The sequence below is a fragment of the Bacillus sp. NPDC094064 genome, assembly GCF_050279585.1.
Lineage (GTDB): Bacteria > Bacillota > Bacilli > Bacillales > Bacillaceae_G > Bacillus_A.
Map to the genome: position 1 here is coordinate 194,178 of NZ_JBNNUI010000005.1, position 17,211 is coordinate 211,388.

Genomic DNA, 17,211 nt, shown 5'->3' on the forward strand with positions numbered 1-17,211 from the left:
CGCTTTTCACCCTTCCGCCTTTAATTCTAATAGTAAATCTCTTAATTCAGCTGCACGCTCGAAGTCTAACGCTTTTGCTGCTTCTTTCATCTCTGCTTCTATCTTCGCAATTGTCTTTTCACGCTCTTTTTTCGTCATTTTCTTAGCAGGAGCTGCTTCATATGTTTCTGGCTCTTCAGCAGCTGTCGTTGCACGGATTACATCGCGCACTCCTTTTTGAATCGTTTTCGGTGTAATACCATGCTCCTCATTGTAAGCTTCTTGTATAGTACGACGACGCTGCGTTTCTTCAATCGCAATTCCCATCGATCTCGTTATGCGATCTGCGTACATAATAACGCGGCCGTTTTCATTACGTGCGGCACGACCGATTGTTTGAATTAATGAGCGTTCTGAACGCAAGAACCCTTCCTTATCAGCATCTAAAATAGCTACAAGTGAAACTTCTGGTATATCTAAACCTTCTCGTAATAAGTTAATACCGACAAGTACATCAAACTTACCAAGGCGAAGATCACGAATAATCTCAATACGTTCTAACGTTTTAATTTCAGAGTGAAGATAGTTCACTTTAATTCCTACATCTTTTAAGTAATCCGTTAAATCCTCTGACATTTTTTTCGTTAAAGTTGTAATTAATACACGCTCATTTTTTGCGATGCGATCTTGAATCTCTCCTAATAAATCGTCAATTTGCCCTTCAATTGGTCGTATATCAATCGGTGGATCTAAAAGCCCTGTTGGACGAATAATTTGTTCTATTACTTCCGGTGACTGCTCTAACTCGTACGGCCCTGGCGTTGCCGAAACATAAATAACTTGATTCGTTTTCTCTTCAAACTCATCAAACATGAGTGGTCTATTATCTAAAGCTGATGGCAGACGGAATCCATGATCCACAAGCACTTGCTTACGCGCTTGGTCCCCGTTATACATCGCTCTTACTTGCGGCACTGATACGTGCGACTCATCCATAACAATTAAGAAATCCTCCGGGAAATAGTCTAATAACGTATACGGCGTTGCACCCGCTGGACGAAGTGTTAAATGACGGGAATAGTTTTCAATACCTGAACAAAAGCCCATCTCACGCATCATTTCTAAATCATAACGCGTACGTTGCTCTATACGCTGCGCCTCTAACAACTTACCATTATCATTTAATTCCTTTAAACGCTCTTCTAATTCTTTTTCGATATTTTCAATAGCAACCTTCATTTTCTCTTCACGTGTAACGAAGTGAGATGCTGGGAAGATTGCTACATGATCACGTTCTGCTAATACTTCACCTGTTAATGCATTTACTTCACGAATACGGTCAATTTCATCACCAAAAAATTCAATTCGGATACAATGCTCATCAAGTGATGCCGGGAAGATTTCAACTACATCTCCGCGCACACGGAATGTACCACGCTTGAAATCAATATCATTACGCCCATACTGTACATCAACAAGTTCACGAAGCAATTGATTGCGGTCCTTTTCCATACCAACTCGAAGCGAAACAACTAACTCGCGGTACTCTTCTGGAGAACCTAAACCATATATACACGAAACACTCGCAACGATAATTACATCGTCCCGTTCAAATAATGCAGACGTTGCTGAGTGACGTAATTTATCGATTTCATCATTAATCTGCGCGTCTTTTTCAATAAACGTATCTGTTTGCGGCACATACGCTTCTGGCTGATAATAATCGTAATAACTAACAAAATATTCAACTGCATTATTCGGAAAAAAATCTTTCAGCTCACTATATAATTGTCCTGCCAACGTTTTATTGTGAGCCATGACAAGTGTTGGCTTCTGCACTTCTTTAATGACATTTGAAATTGTAAATGTCTTACCCGTTCCTGTCGCACCAAGCAACACTTGCTTTTTCTTTCCACTATTAATTCCCTCTACAAGCTTCTCTATAGCTACCGGCTGATCACCTTGCGGGGAATACGCTGAGATAATTTCAAATTGATGTTCCACGTACAATCCGACCTCCTCATAAAAATCTGTATTATTATTTTACCACGAATGCCCATAAAAAACCTAAAAAAACGAACAGATATTCGGTAAAATTTTCGACAATATACACATAGAAAAAGGAAGGAGTACATACTTCCTTCCTCTACTAACTCTATTTTTTAGGTACATATAATAAGTCATATCCATTGCGCCCATCTTCATTCGTACAATCTATTAACCGATAAGCCGTTTCTGATTCATGTTGCTCTTTAACAATCCTTTTACAACTATCTTCATATATACCTGTATGATTACCAGCAAATTGATCTTGCCTATTATCTAACATATGAAGTATATCTGTCCCACTATGCTCTAACGTTTGAAAAACCGGATCACCTTCATCTGTATAATGTACAATTCTTATTTTATCAATTTCCCCTTGTTCCACATTCAAAACGAACTTTTCGAATTTATCTAGATTAGAAATTTCCGCCCCCTTTGCAACAACATCACTCTTCTTATCAATTGCACTGTTAGATTGTGAACATGCTACTAAACTAAAGAGAAATAAACATATAAAACCTGTTCTTTTTCCTATTGCTATCCTCTCCTATACAAACTATTGGTATACTAGAAAAAGCTACTTTCCTCTATGAAAGTAGCTTTTCTTTCCCTTTCTCCTTCTTCGGAAAAATTACATATGAAAATGAAATTGCAGTATCCACTAAAAGAATAATAGCCCATACTTGGCTTACACGGCTTGCCGCTTTATTTAAAACGATTCCTGATTCTAACCAATTTCCCCACTGTTCAAATGGAATCAATCCGTACGCGAAGAAAAAGAATATATGAACAGCAACGAATAAAACAAGATGTACTAGCCAATTTTTCACTTCCTGCTTCGCATAGGCCATACCTGTTAATTCTACCTGTTCTTCCATAATAGGCGCCGGTTCATTCCGCCATTTCGCAACTAGTTTTTGCACAAATAGATCAAGCTTCTTCAAATCCTTTTTCCCGTAAAAGACTGCATACAATAAAATAATTACAGTAATAATTTGAAAGTTAGAGAACTTTCCTGTTTGATAATAGTCCACTACCCCTAAAATTAAAATAAACACTTCATTTACGAGTAGCACAATCCCCATAATAAAACTCGCCTTTTTCAAACGAAATCCGTAACGGAGTAAAAAGAAACCGATAGCCGATAACCAAAATATAATCTCTGCTCCAATTAAAAAATACCACCGATATTCTGCGAGTATACTCATTTATCCGTCCCCCTTTTCATCATAAATACGAAAAGCTTCATCCATATATATTAAAAGTTCTTCTTCGATTGGATACATACTCATCCTTTGCGAATCTTCTTTTGACTTCCTAACTTCCCATAACTTATCTAAAAACGCTTCATCACCATTTGCCATTTCCAAACACTTCTGCATTAATCTCTTCGTTGCCCCTTGTACCTCATCACTCGCTACTTCTTTACCGTCTTTCATAAAAGTACGTAATTGCTTTAATAAATCTACCCACTCTAAAACATTCGGATCTTCCTTACTCATGTTTGGTAAATTATGAAGCAATTTTTGTTCTTCCTCTGAAAATACTTCATTTTGGAACATTTCCCGTATACGAGGAGACTGTTTTGAAAGCTGAATAAGTTCAAACATAACTTTCCAATCCAAATCTCCTTCGACGTCTACTGAATAAACAACAGCTTGTAAAATACGCTCCATTCGATTGAATTTCTTTTGTTCTTCTTGTACAAACCGAAGTTGTTTTTCAAGAGAATCCTTTAAATCCAGCTCATCTTTTACTAACATATTCGCAGTTTCTTTTAATGAAAATCCCATTTCTTTTAAAAATAAAATTTGTTGCAAACGAATGACATCAGCTTCACTATATAACCGATGTCCACCCTCTGTTTTCCCACTTGGCTTTAATAAATCTATTTGATCATAATAACGTAATGTACGTACCGTAACCCCTGTTTCTCTCGTCAATTGTTGTATTGAAATCACTAGCATCACCTCTTCCCCTTCATTATAAAAGATGACGTTACGTAACTTTCAAGTGTTTTGTAAAAAAAATACAAAAAGCTGTTTATACTCTTTGTATAAACAGCTTTTACGGAAATAATCCTTTTATAGCGCGCCCACAAAATAAAATAAGTGCTCCAACAACAACGCCAGTTGCCATTTTATGATAATGGGCTGATAGTAATAAATAATACGATAACCCTGCAGTACCAATCATAATACAAATGCTTGGCACTGGATTACGAGAAAAGTTTTGCATTCCCCAAAGAAGCGCAAATATAACTGTAGCGACACATAATACCGGTAATCCCATCCCAGTTCCCCTTTTTCTATCTATTCCTTGTTGCGAAAATACTCGTCGATGCCATGCTAATTAACAAACCAAAAATAACGATATACAATAACTCATTTACATGTACTACTGACCTATCTAAATACTTATTTACACAAAGATACATAATGAACAAAAGAACGAATCCTGTAACACAAATAGTGAAATACGACTTCATCTTGTTCACAACTCTCTCATCAATCGACGGTACTCCCTCTTCTTTCAAACGCTTCTGTTCTCTATATTCCGCAATTCCATATAAAATGACTAGTGCCACATTCGATATGAAAATAGTTCCCCACGAAATACTTAAAATCATTAAACTCACATTTAAAACAAGCCCCGCTAAAAACAAACTTCCTATGAACCGTATAACCTCTTGCTTACTCATACATGATCAGCCTCTTTACTATTTCTATATCTCCATTTCGGCCAATAGTTCACAAAGAAATAAACAAACTGTCCTAGTACAAATAAAACAAACGGCATACCAGCATTTCCGTAAACAATTAAATTATACAAACTCCAGACTGCTAAACTAATCGCTAAAAACAACCCTACATATTTAAACGCTTTATCTGACTGAAATCTCTCAAACTCATCCTGCATTTTTCGTCCCTCCTATCGCTATGCTCGTTTTCCTGCCATTTTCTATCCCTTTACTCCAGCGTAAAGATTTCCTCCACCTTCATCCTAAAATATTTGGCGATTTTTAAGGATAGCTCTAGACTCGGATTGTAATGGTGATTTTCAATCGCCACGATCGTCTGCCGCGTTACTTGCATCACCTTTGCCATTTCCACTTGCGTTATATGATGTTGCTTTCTTAATTCTTTAATTTTATTTTTCACACCCATAGGATCCACCTTCAAAAGTAAAGATATCTTTACTTGAATTATAAATTTTTTCCAATTACAAGTAAAGATATCTTTACAAAAAAATGTAAAAAAAGAGACATCTAATAAGATGCCTCTTTGCTACTACATAAATCCTAATCCCCATACGAGAACATAACCAAGAACCGATAGACAAACCGAGCCAATCAAACCTGCCACGAATGCTTTACTTCCTAATTTACGGAACGTTTTAAACTCTACATTTAAACCAAGCCCTGCCATCGCCATTGCGATTAGCATATAAGCGATCACTACAATGTATCCCGCAACAACTTCTGGAATCACGCCAAGCGAATGCACCGCGCTCATTGCTAAAAATCCGAAGATGAACCATGGAATCGGAAGGTCGCGCCACGATCCTTTTTCTTTGCTTCCTTCACTCTTACCAAACCATAATCCGATTAAAATCGCTACTGGCACGAGCATCGCAACGCGCGTTAATTTCACGATAACCGCAATGTCTACAGCCGTGCTACCACCTGGCGCTGCAGCCGCGATAACATGAGCGATTTCGTGCAACGTCGCACCCGAAAATACGCCGTAACCGTACGGAGAAAAGCCAAGCACTGGGTATAATAGCGTATAAATAAGTGTAAATATTGTACCTAAAATTGCAATGATCGCTGCCCCAACTGCCGTTTCCTCATCCTTCGCTTTCACTTGCGGTGCAATTGCCACGACCGCTGCCGCTCCGCAAATTGCCGTCCCGCACGCCGTTAAAATCCCAAGTTTCTTGTCCACTTTAAATACTTTCGTGAGTCCATATACAACGAAAATCGTAAATGTAATAACAACCGCTGCGATGACCAATACTTTTGGCCCCGCCTTCACAATATCAACAAGATTTAATCGCATTCCAAGTAAGATAATCCCCAAGCGAAGCAACTTCTTACTCGCGAAATTCGTTCCAGCTATCGCTTCTTGCGGAACTCCAATAGCCGCTCGCCAAACCATCCCAATTAGAATAGCAATTACTAATTGTCCCATAATATTTAAAAATGGAAGCTCTGCTAAATACTTCGCGACAATGGCGATTAATAACGTAATCCCAATTCCTTGCGAAAATCCAAAGCCCTTCTTCTTTTGTATAACAAGTGTTTGTTCCACTTTCTACCACCCCAATAATCGTATTGGAACATGCATGTTCTTTCTAATTACATTATAAGAGAGTTTCTATAATAAGTTTAATACCAATACCAAATCTCTATCATCAGAAATACTTATGATAAAATGAAAGAAAAATGAAAGGAGCTTTGCAAATGAACGTAGACATTTTAAAGATTTTTGTTACGGTCGTTGAACAGAAACACTTCTCTCGTGCAGCGGAATTATTAAATCTTTCACAGCCTGGCGTAAGTATGCACATTCGCAACTTAGAAAACGAATTTGGAACTACACTCATTCAGCGCTCCCCGAAACATGTACAAGTTACGGAAGCTGGAAACATTCTATACATACATGCAAAGCAAATGCTCTCTCTTTACGAAGATGCGAAGCAAGAAATTAACGAATTACATAACGTTGTAACAGGAACACTTCGCATCGGTGCTAGTTTTACAATTGGCGAATACTTACTTCCAAAAATACTCGCTAATTATGCCAATGAAAATCCACGTGTCGAGGTTCATACTTTTATCTCAAATACAGAAGAAGTTTTGCAAAGTCTTCGCTCCAATCAAATTGATATCGGCTTAGTGGAAGGGCAAGTCGTATACGCCGACGTAGATGTTGAAACATTTATGCAAGATGAAATGAAGCTCGTCGTTCCGCCAAATCATCCACTGCTCCGCGCCGAGGAAATAAATGAAAGCACACTCCAAGACCAAGTATGGGTATTAAGAGAAAGTGGTTCTGGTACACGTGCTTATAGTGACCGCTTTATTCATCAACACCATTTAAAAATGAAGCGATTCTTTACATTTAGTAGTATCCAAAGTGTAAAGGAAGCCGTCGCTGCCGGGCTTGGCATCGCTATACTTTCTGATTGGACTGTACGAAAAGAGCTACTAGCAAAAGAGCTATTTCACGTCGAGATTCCGAATGAAAGGCTATTCCGCCCATTCTCCATCGTGCGCGGCAAATATTTTATTCCATCTAAAGCTATTCAAGTGTTTTTAAATCATGTAAATTCTTTCGCGAAAAAACAGAGTTGACCTTCACATTAGTGTGAAGGTTTACAATACATGTAAAAGGAGTGAAACACATTGCGAATCGGGGAGTTATCAAAAGAAACTGGCGTTAGCGAAAGATCACTAAGACATTACGAAGAAAAGGGGTTACTTCCTTCGAAGCGCCTCGCAAATGGCTACCGTGATTTTGATGAAAGTGCTATTGAAAAAGTAGAACTCATTCAAATGTACTTACAAATTGGTTTAAATTTAGAAGAGACGGCAAGGATGCTGCGCTGCCTTGAAATCGAGCCGCACCTGTACGAAAATCCTTGCAGCAGTATCCTTGCACTTTATGAAGATAAACTCAATGAAGTAACAAAGCAAATCTCCTTACTTTCCAGCATTCAAACGAATTTGCAAAAACACGTTTCACTCCTAAAACAAGCAAAAGAAAAGGGATGATTACATGTTTGTTATACATGGCAGTTCTAGACAAAACGGAAATACAGAAACTCTAACACATACGATGATTGATGGGATTGAAACAGAACAAATTTACTTACGAGACTATACAGTCCATCCTATTACAGATCAACGTCATGATGCAGAAGGATTTCAACCTGTAAACGATGACTACGAGCAGTTAACCAAACGCATGCTAGAGCACGACACGATTATCTTCGCTACACCGCTATACTGGTACGGAATGAGCGGTCATATGAAAAACTTCGTTGATCGCTGGTCACAAAGCTTGCGTGATACATCTCTTCATTTCAAAGAGAAAATGAAAGAGAAAAAGATGTACGTTGTCATCGTTGGCGGAGACAATCCGAAACTGAAAGCATTGCCACTTATTGCTCAGTTCCAATATATCTTTGATTTTGTTGGTTCATCATTTGAAGGGTATATTATTGGGGATGCGAATGGATTAGATGAAATCAAAAATGATGCTGAAGCACTAGCAAAGGCACAAATTTATAATAACGAATTCAAAAATTACAAACAGAAATAAGTTTGACAATCCCATTTGTATGCGCATACAATAAAAGTAATATTATGAAAGGAAGGTACTTTGACCAATGAAGTTCTAATTCTCTTATTTATTTCATCCATCACAAATAGTGAACAAAAATGATGAAAACTAGCAGGGGATTAGTCTGTCCATTAGTCGATACTTTCTTTCGAAGCGATCATGTAAAAAATCGTTTATTTATGTACGATTTTTACATGTAAGGACGACGTTTATCCTCTCTAGTGAAACTAGGGAGGTTTTTTTATGACTATTTTATTTGCACGTAATATTGAAAAGAGCTTTGGTGATCGCACACTATTTACGTTACCATCACTAGAAATTCAAGCGCAGGATCGTATAGGAATTGTCGGAGTCAACGGAGCTGGAAAATCTACGTTACTACAAATATTAAGTAAAGAAATAGAAGCTGACGAAGGTATAGTAACTCATCATAGTTCTATCGCCATCATTCCTCAGCTTAGCGAAGAACTACCGGAAACCGCTTCTTCTCTCGCAAAAGGAAAATGGAGCATTTCAAACGTTACAGATTCAATGAGCGGCGGTGAACTCATGCGCCTAAAAATTGCCCACGCTCTCGAACAGGATGCAGGCATTTTATTTGCTGATGAACCGACTAGCCACTTAGATATGTTCGGTACAGAGCAATTAGAAAAGACACTTTTATCTTATAAAGGGGCCATTGTTTTAATATCACATGATCGTGATTTTTTAGATGCGATATGTACAAAAATCATTGAAATCGAAGACGGTACGATTCAAGAATATAAAGGAAATTATTCCAACTATCGAAAGCAAAAAGAACGTGAGCGAATGCAACAACGAGCGGAATATGAGCAATATGTACAAGAAAAAAATCGTTTAGAACAGTCCATTTTACAAAAAAAGCAACGTGCTTCTAGCATGACAAAAATCCCAACACGGTTCAGTTCATCTGAATCTAAACTTTATAAGTTAAGTGGGGCTCATGGCCAAGAACAGGTTAGCAAAGCAGCGAAAGCATTAGAGACACGTCTCGAAAAATTAGAAAAGAAAGAAAAGCCAAAGGATCTTTCTCAAGCTCAGTTTGACGTGCAATACCATACTCCTATTCATAGTAAAGTGGTGATGCAGTTCAATAAAGCCACAAAAAAAATAGGTGACCGCACACTATTTAAAAATATGAATGGAACTATTGCACCTGGTGCAAAACTTGCTATTTTAGGGGCAAACGGAAGTGGAAAAACAACTCTGTTCAACATGCTTCTCGCAAAAGAGCGCGGCATTCAGCTTTCGAAAAGTTGTAAGATTGGGTACTTTGAACAAACACTATCTATTTTAAAAACAGATCAAACAATTTTAGAAAATGTTCTAGAAGAAACAAACTATACGGAATCGTTCGTTCGAACAATACTTGCACGGCTTCTATTCCGCCGTGAAGATGTTCATAAACCTGTGCACGTTCTAAGCGGGGGTGAGCGAATGAAGGTTGCACTCGCAAAAGTATTTTTAGGAAACTATAATATGCTTCTGCTTGATGAACCGACAAACTATTTAGACTTAGCAACGCAAGAAGAATTAGAAAGCATGTTACAAGAATATCCGGGCACTATACTTTTCATTAGCCATGACCGCGCCTTTATTCGTTCTGTTGCAGACCATATTCTACAAGTGGATGAAAACGAGCCAAGAATATTCCATGGCAATTACGAGCAATACACAAAACGAACAACCGGGGATTCTGTAAACGTTACTGAACAAGAATTATTACGGTTACAAACAAAATTAACTGAAATCATCGGCCGAATTTCTATACCCAATCATCACGATGACATCACATCTCTCAACCAAGAATACGAAACATTATTAGTTCAAATCCGGAAATGTAAAGAATCGCTCTAATGTCTTCCCTATATATCGACGGGACCTTCCACATTTCCCAAGAAATATCGAGGCTTCGACATAGCATAGCATCAATAACAGCAAAAAGCCGTGCATCAGCACGGCTTTTCACTTTATATACGGACAGCAGTCCCGCTCACCGCAACCATTAGCATCCCTTCGCGAACGACTTCGTAGTCCACGTCAATACCGACAATTGCGTTCGCATTTTTTTGTCTTGCGAGAGTTTTCATCTCTTCCATCGCGATATCGCGCGCTTCTTTTAATTTACTTTCATAAGCGCCAGAACGACCGCCGACTACATCACGGACAGAAGCGAAAAGGTCACGAACGATATTCGCACCCATAATCGCTTCACCATTCACGATATCGACATACTCAATAATTTCTTTTCCTTGAATTGTAGACGTTGTTGTTATAATCATACTCTTTAGCCTCCCATATAAGATTTCCATCTACTTATATGGTGTGCTAATTCAGCAGAAATTATATTTACGAACTAAACTGTGCTTCGTATAACCTGCTATATCCTCCGCCACGCTCAATTAATTCATCATGTGAACCTTGCTCTGCAATACCGTCTTTATTTACAACGACGATACGATCTGCATTTTTAATCGTTGCAAGTCTATGTGCAATTACTAATGTTGTACGACCAACGGCTAATTCTGCAAGTGATTTTTGAATCGCAAGTTCCGTCTCTGTATCTAACGCAGAAGTTGCCTCATCTAAAATTAAAATTGGCGGGTTTTTCAAGAACATACGGGCAATCGCTAGACGTTGCTTCTGTCCACCGGAAAGTTTCACGCCGCGCTCACCGATAACTGTATCTAAACCGTCCGGCTGCGAGTAAATTAAATCTTCTAACTGCGCTCTCTTTACTGCCTGCCAAATATCAGCTTCTGACGCTTTTAAATTTCCGTAAGCAATATTTTCACGAATCGTTCCTGAGAATAAGAACACATCTTGTTGCACAATTCCGATTTGCTTACGAAGTGATGATAATGTCATCTCTTTCGTATCAATACCATCAATTTGAATGGAACCAGATGATTGCTCATAAAAACGTGGTAGTAAACTACATAACGTTGTTTTTCCAGCCCCTGATGGACCAACGAACGCAACTGTTTCACCTGCATGTATTTTCAAACTAATATCATGTAAAATCGGTTCTTTATTTTCATATCCGAACGTAATGTTGTTATATTGAATATCACCATGTACATGTTTTACTTCTATCGCATCTTTAGAATCTACAATATCAGGCTCTGTTTCAAGAAGTTCTACATATCTTTTAAAACCTGCGATTCCTTTCGGATAACTTTCAATAACCGCGTTAATTTTCTCAATTGGACGGAAGAAAATATTCGTTAATAAGACGAAGCCAATAAATCCACCGTACGTTAATTCACCTTGCAGAACAAACCATGTGCCGCATATTAATACGAAGAGCGTAACGAGACGCATGAGCATATAACTAATTGACGAATTTAACGCCATAATTTTATACGCCATTAATTTCGTTGTACGGAAACGAGCGTTGTTTACAGCGAACTGATCTTTCTCAAACTTTTCATTTCCGAATGCTTGTACAACGCGAATACCACCGACGTTATTTTCAATACATGCATTGAAATCAGCAACGTCTGAAAATAAACGTCTAAACGTACCTGTCATTTTTTTGTTGAAGTAAAGTGCCAACCATAATAAGAATGGAATGACGAAGAATGTTAACAGCGCTAACTTCCAGTTAATCATCATCATAAATGAAAACGCCCCGACTAAAGTCATAACAGCGATGAATAAATCTTCTGGCCCGTGGTGGGCAATTTCTCCAATTTCCATTAAATCGTTCGTAAGGCGTGAAATTAAATGACCTGTTTTATTATTGTCAAAAAATCTGAATGATAGCTTTTGAATGTGATCAAATAATTTCTGCCTCATATCTGTTTCAATGTTAACACCAAGCATATGTCCCCAATATGTAACGACATATTGCAGGCCTGCATTTAACATATACACTGCAAGTAAACCGAAACAAGCCCATAAAATAAGCGTCCAGTTTTGCCCTGGCAATAACTTATCGATAAATTGGTTTACGATAAGCGGAAAGCCAAGTTCTAGCAATCCTGCGATAACTGCGCAAGAAAAGTCGAGTATAAATAAACCTTTGTACGGTTTATAGTACGAAAAAAATTTACGTAACATATCTTCCCTCCATTTTCCAAAATTAAAAAGACTCCCTAAATGATAACCATTATCAAATGAATATTCAAGTTATCCGTCTATGAAACTATAAATAAGGTTTGCGATAGTTATCGTTTTTTGCCGGAAAGTCGATATATTCGGATAATCGCCGATATAAATTTCATGTACTAACTACCCTCCCCCAAAAACAAAAAAGGTACCACCACAAGGCGATACCTCACTTCTATTATATAGCTTCCGAATCCCACTCATGATCCTGCTGAACAAACACAACACCTAATTCGTGATGTCCCCCCGCATATAATGCTGTTTGAGCAAGGCGAAGCTCACCGTTTGTATCTATTACTTCTAATTTACAAAACGCTCCTGTCGTCTTCGTTTGAAGCGCATCATAAAATTCCTCGGCACTTCTTGGAACGACTCCATTTACTTTCGTAATAACTTCGCCAGGTAGTAAGTTTAGCTCTGCCCCAATTGTATTTGGAATTGTATCTAATACAACTAGTCCCTCACTACGTGCAGCAAAATAGGCTTGTCTTGTCTCATCTACAATTTTTTCTTGCATCGAGATTGTAAAACGACCAAGTATTGCAACTCCCATCGCGATAATTGCCAGTACATGCCACCAGTAACTTGCGATTCCTAAAACAAGCACAAGTCCTGCTAATCCGTAGACACGTCTTCCTGTAAATAATAGAGCTTCCGTCGGTTCATAACTTCTAATCTGTCTCATAAACCCAATTAAAAACGGAACGAGGAATAGAGAATATGTATTTGAACCTATTGAAACGACAGGCCACCATGAAATGAACTGCGTTACCGCATCACCTGGTACAAGAATAAAAATAGGAATGATCCATAAACGCTTCGATTCGTGTAAACCGATCTTTAACCCTCGTTTTCCCTTCCTAATTTTTGGTGTAGAATATCCCACCGCATTTTTAGAAATCAATAAGCCTTCTACAATAAGCATGACGCCTAGTAAAATAGCAAGAGATACAATCGTACCCTCTTCCCCTTCTCTAAGCTGTAAGAAGGAAACTGGTAGCTTAGAAGATAGTAGAACACATACAATCGCAATACTAAACGTATAAGCCGCCGATAAATATCGATACATAGCAGTTAATCCAAATAGCAGCGTCCAAAGTAAAATTACCCATAAACTCGCTTTCGAAACAACAAGTCCAAGTCCAATCGTAATAACAGATACGATTAATCCGTATCCAATCCCTGCAAATAGAGATGTTCGCAGTTCAAACCAAATATCATAAACTTTAAAAGAAAAATCTTTTCTCTCTCGTAATATACGTAAGTATCCAACGAAGATACTACTTATTAAAAATACATAGACAGCAGGGTGTAAGAAAAAACGTCCAACTGCCCGCATTATTTCAAAAATCCATGCTTCCACGAACTCACTCACCACCATTTATATCATTCTTTCTTTTTATCTTATCATAACTGGAGAAACGTGTGTTTAACACAAAAAAATACAGGCAATAAAATGCCTGTATTTCTTCTTATTTTGCCATTAATTTTAATGCTGATTGTAATTGCAAATCATTTTCTCCAGAACGGATTTTTTCAATGATTTTCGTTTGGATTGCTTCAGCTGTCTTTTTATCAAGCTGTCCTGTCGCTTCCATCTCATTTGCATTTTGGAATGCTTTCAGCGCTGATTCTGTCTCTTTACTAAAGTATCCATCTTCACGACCTGGTACATATCCTAAGCTTTTTAGCATTTCTTGTGCATGCTTTACTTGCACATCATTTGAATTGTATGAAAGTGTCTTTTCAATTTGAATTGGCGTCGCATGGTAGTAATCTGGTTGTTTCACTTCTACAGTTGGCTTGATTCCTTTTTTATGAATCCAATTTCCATCTGGAGTTAACCATTTAAACATCGTTAATTTAATGTTACTTCCATCTTTAAATGGAACCGCTTGTTGAACAGTTCCTTTACCAAATGTTGTTTCACCAATTAAATCGTAACCTTCTCCTTCTTGCAGTGCACCAGCTAAAATTTCTGAAGCAGAAGCACTTCCTTTATCAATTAACACTGAAATTGGATATGGTTTTCTCTCTTTTCGTTCTGTGGAGAATTTCTTTTTCTCCCCATTTCGTTGCTCTACTTGTAGCATCGGTTTTTTATTTGTCATAATTTCTCCTAGTATATCTTCTACACTATTCAAATAGCCACCAGGATTACCACGCACGTCAATAACTAAACCTTGTATGTTTTTCTTCTCTAACTCTTTTAACTGATCCTTAAATTCTTTCGCCGTATTTTCAGCAAACGAAGTAATTTGCATATAACCGATATCTTTTCCGTTCTCTTGCTTCACAGAACTAAACACCGTGAAAATCGGAATTTTTTCACGCTTAATTTTAAATACAATCGGATCAGCTACTCCTGCACGTTTAATTTCAATCGCGACAGTCGTTCCTTTTTTACCACGAATTTTTAGCACGGCTTCTTCGCGTGATAAGTCTTTCACACTGTTTCCATCTACAGATAAAATTTGGTCATTCGGTTTAATTCCTATCTTTTCTGCTGGTGAACCTTTAATTGGAGATACGATAATAAGCTTACCGTCCGTCTTGTTCACCTCAGCCCCAATCCCCTCTAACTCTGGATCAAGCGATTCACTAAACTGTTTGGCTGTTTCTTTATCCATATACGTGGAATAAGGGTCCTTCAGCGTAGACAACATACCTTGTATTGCACCTTCGACTAACTTGTCATCTTTCACGTCTTCCACATAACGTGAATCAATTAGTGCATACGCCTCATTAATTTTTGCCAAATTCCCTTGCGTTGTGCTAGCGTTTCCACTCGAAATTGTTTGCGTTACTTCTGCTGGGTTAACCCCAAATACAGACATTCCTGCAAACATTCCGCCAGCACCAATTAAAAATGCAACAACCATTCCAATAATCGCAACTCTACGTTTCAATGCGGAATTCCCCTTTCCAAAACACACAGGTGGTGTAGCAAAAGGCATCACACAGCGTGTGATGCCTTTACCTATTTCTACTATATGATAAGCTTGTACGAATTATGTTTGCAACTTTTTACACTTTTAAGAAGCGACGAATTGACATTACACTTCCCCACATACCGATTAATGCACCGATTAACACTAATAAACCAGCTAATTGGAATACGAATGGGTTGTATGGTAGAAGCTCGAAAATTGTTCCGCCAAGTTTTTCATTAAACACACCTTGTAATGAATTATACATAACTAAGATTATGCCAATTGGAATAATTGATCCTAATACTCCTAGGAATAATCCTTCTAACAAGAATGGCCAACGAATAAACCAGTTTGTTGCACCTACAAGTTTCATAATTTCAATCTCAGTACTACGAGCATAAATTGTAATTTTAATTGTGTTAGAGATTAAGAACATCGCTGTGAATAGAAGACCAGCAATTAACAGAATCCCGATGTTACGACCAGTTTTTACAGTATCAAATAACTTTTCAACTTGACCTTTACCGTATTGAACGGTACTTACAAACTGCATCTTTTCAATCTTTTTCGCAATTACTGCTGTATCTGTTGGCTCTTTCGCCTTTACAACGAATACGTCTTTCAGTGGGTTATCTTGCTCAAATAACTCGAACGTTTTTCCACTATCGCCTAAACTTTTAATTAAACGTTTCAATTCTTCTTCTTTAGAAGAATATTTAATAGAATCTACTTTCGCAATCTTGCTCATATCTTCTTCTAATTTCTTTTGATCAGCTTCTTTTGCTGCTGGATCAATATGCACACGAATTTCCACATCTTGCTCTACTTTCGTCGCAAAATGATTCATATTCATAATCGCTGTTAAAAAGACACCTACAAGTAGTAATGTAACCGTTACTGCACTTACAGAAGCAAATGTCATCCATCCGTTACGGGATAGATTTTTTACACCTTCTCGCAAATGTCGACTAAGGGTTTTAGTCTTCATATCCGTATCCTCCCTCAATCTCGTCTCGAACAATTTTTCCGCCTTCAATCGCGATTACACGATGACGAATTGTATTTACGATATCTGCGTTATGCGTCGCCATAACAATCGTTGTACCACGCTCATTAATGCGTTTGAAAATCTTCATAATATCAAGAGCCGTTTCAATATCTAAGTTACCTGTTGGCTCATCGGCAATTACAACCTTTGGTCTATTTACAATTGCTCTTGCAATCGCAACACGTTGTTGCTCTCCACCTGAAAGTTCACCTGGAAGTGCATCTGCACGATCTTCTAGACCTACAAGACCTAACACTTCTGTCACACGTTCACGAATTGCTTCTGGCTCTTCTTCAATTACTTCTAGAGCAAACGCAACATTCTCATATACCGTTAATTTAGGTAGCAATTTAAAATCTTGGAAAATTACGCCTAATTGACGGCGGAAATATGGAACATCTCTTTCTGCCAATGTTTCAATTACAAGTCCATTTACGTTAATAGATCCTGTAGATGGTTTTTCTTCACGATACATCATTTTAATAAATGTAGATTTTCCGGCTCCACTCGGTCCAACTACATATACGAATTCACCTTGTTTAATGGTAACTGTGAGACCAGCAATGGCTTTCATACCATTCGGGTACTCCTTATAAACATTCGTCATTTTTATCATTATTTATCACCCAATACTTAATGATTTTTTTCGAAATACTTTTCTGTACATTTGAAAATAAAAGTTAGCCTCTTACTCCCATGTAACAACTCTTGTTGAAGGTAG

Annotated in this window: 19 protein-coding genes; 4 read left to right on the plus strand and 15 right to left on the minus strand. The window is 37.8% G+C overall.

Going from position 1 to position 17,211, the window contains the following annotated elements; translation table 11 throughout:
* Positions 1-6: 6 nt before the first annotated feature.
* The 9 genes from uvrB to ACQKNI_RS13790 form a co-directional block, all read right to left on the minus strand.
* Positions 7-1,983 carry an excinuclease ABC subunit B gene (gene uvrB / locus ACQKNI_RS13750; protein ID WP_088233276.1) on the minus strand — a complete coding sequence of 659 codons (1,977 nt, stop codon included), beginning with the start codon at positions 1,981-1,983 and terminating at the stop codon, positions 7-9.
* 151 nt (positions 1,984-2,134) lie between these two features.
* Complete coding sequence (locus ACQKNI_RS13755) at positions 2,135-2,566, minus strand: DUF4362 domain-containing protein (protein WP_098253042.1); 432 nt, start codon at positions 2,564-2,566, stop codon at positions 2,135-2,137.
* 46 nt (positions 2,567-2,612) lie between these two features.
* A complete protein-coding gene (locus tag ACQKNI_RS13760; RefSeq protein ID WP_088233274.1) occupies positions 2,613-3,233 on the minus strand; it encodes a hypothetical protein in 621 nt (206 codons plus the stop codon).
* Positions 3,234-3,992 (minus strand): MerR family transcriptional regulator, encoded by a 759-nt coding sequence (locus ACQKNI_RS13765; protein WP_140417540.1) that lies wholly within the window; start codon positions 3,990-3,992, stop codon positions 3,234-3,236.
* A 100-nt stretch (positions 3,993-4,092) separates the two neighbouring features.
* Positions 4,093-4,317, minus strand: coding sequence for a hypothetical protein (locus ACQKNI_RS13770; RefSeq protein ID WP_088233272.1), 225 nt, complete (start codon positions 4,315-4,317; stop codon positions 4,093-4,095).
* A 16-nt stretch (positions 4,318-4,333) separates the two neighbouring features.
* A complete protein-coding gene (locus tag ACQKNI_RS13775; protein ID WP_088233271.1) occupies positions 4,334-4,726 on the minus strand; it encodes an ATPase in 393 nt (130 codons plus the stop codon).
* Positions 4,723-4,944, minus strand: coding sequence for a hypothetical protein (locus ACQKNI_RS13780; protein WP_098841437.1), 222 nt, complete (start codon positions 4,942-4,944; stop codon positions 4,723-4,725). The genes ACQKNI_RS13775 and ACQKNI_RS13780 overlap by 4 nt, the downstream gene beginning before the upstream one ends.
* Positions 4,945-4,994: 50 nt before the next feature.
* Positions 4,995-5,192, minus strand: coding sequence for a helix-turn-helix transcriptional regulator (locus ACQKNI_RS13785; RefSeq protein WP_427282433.1), 198 nt, complete (start codon positions 5,190-5,192; stop codon positions 4,995-4,997).
* A gap of 123 nt (positions 5,193-5,315) precedes the next feature.
* Positions 5,316-6,338, minus strand: coding sequence for a YeiH family protein (locus ACQKNI_RS13790; RefSeq protein WP_098253041.1), 1,023 nt, complete (start codon positions 6,336-6,338; stop codon positions 5,316-5,318).
* Positions 6,339-6,490: 152 nt separating this feature from the next.
* On the opposite strand from ACQKNI_RS13790, the gene ACQKNI_RS13795 reads away from it, so the two are divergent.
* From ACQKNI_RS13795 to abc-f, 4 genes are all read left to right on the plus strand, one after another.
* Positions 6,491-7,384, plus strand: a complete 894-nt coding sequence (locus ACQKNI_RS13795; RefSeq protein ID WP_098253040.1) for a LysR family transcriptional regulator — start codon at positions 6,491-6,493, stop codon at positions 7,382-7,384.
* A 51-nt stretch (positions 7,385-7,435) separates the two neighbouring features.
* Positions 7,436-7,804 carry a MerR family transcriptional regulator gene (locus tag ACQKNI_RS13800; RefSeq protein WP_088233266.1) on the plus strand — a complete coding sequence of 123 codons (369 nt, stop codon included), beginning with the start codon at positions 7,436-7,438 and terminating at the stop codon, positions 7,802-7,804.
* 4 nt (positions 7,805-7,808) lie between these two features.
* On the plus strand, positions 7,809-8,354 hold the full coding sequence (locus tag ACQKNI_RS13805; RefSeq protein WP_098253039.1) for a flavodoxin family protein: 546 nt from the start codon (positions 7,809-7,811) through the stop codon (positions 8,352-8,354).
* Between the two features lie 264 nt (positions 8,355-8,618).
* Positions 8,619-10,253, plus strand: coding sequence for a ribosomal protection-like ABC-F family protein (abc-f, locus tag ACQKNI_RS13810; protein ID WP_098356986.1), 1,635 nt, complete (start codon positions 8,619-8,621; stop codon positions 10,251-10,253).
* Positions 10,254-10,366: 113 nt separating this feature from the next.
* Here the strand turns inward: abc-f and ACQKNI_RS13815 are convergent, their stop codons facing one another.
* The 6 genes from ACQKNI_RS13815 to ftsE form a co-directional block, all read right to left on the minus strand.
* Positions 10,367-10,678 carry a YbjQ family protein gene (locus ACQKNI_RS13815; RefSeq protein WP_000587632.1) on the minus strand — a complete coding sequence of 104 codons (312 nt, stop codon included), beginning with the start codon at positions 10,676-10,678 and terminating at the stop codon, positions 10,367-10,369.
* A gap of 67 nt (positions 10,679-10,745) precedes the next feature.
* On the minus strand, positions 10,746-12,461 hold the full coding sequence (locus ACQKNI_RS13820; protein WP_098882652.1) for an ABC transporter ATP-binding protein: 1,716 nt from the start codon (positions 12,459-12,461) through the stop codon (positions 10,746-10,748).
* Between the two features lie 226 nt (positions 12,462-12,687).
* Entirely contained in the window at positions 12,688-13,872 is a 1,185-nt protein-coding gene (locus ACQKNI_RS13825; RefSeq protein WP_140417512.1) for a PDZ domain-containing protein, read from the minus strand.
* Positions 13,873-13,981: 109 nt separating this feature from the next.
* On the minus strand, positions 13,982-15,466 hold the full coding sequence (locus ACQKNI_RS13830) for a S41 family peptidase (RefSeq protein ID WP_141524783.1): 1,485 nt from the start codon (positions 15,464-15,466) through the stop codon (positions 13,982-13,984).
* 70 nt (positions 15,467-15,536) lie between these two features.
* Positions 15,537-16,430, minus strand: a complete 894-nt coding sequence (gene ftsX, locus ACQKNI_RS13835; protein WP_088232970.1) for a permease-like cell division protein FtsX — start codon at positions 16,428-16,430, stop codon at positions 15,537-15,539.
* Positions 16,420-17,106, minus strand: coding sequence for a cell division ATP-binding protein FtsE (gene ftsE, locus ACQKNI_RS13840; RefSeq protein ID WP_088232969.1), 687 nt, complete (start codon positions 17,104-17,106; stop codon positions 16,420-16,422). Before ftsE ends, ftsX begins: the two co-directional genes overlap by 11 nt.
* Positions 17,107-17,211 lie beyond the last annotated feature (105 nt).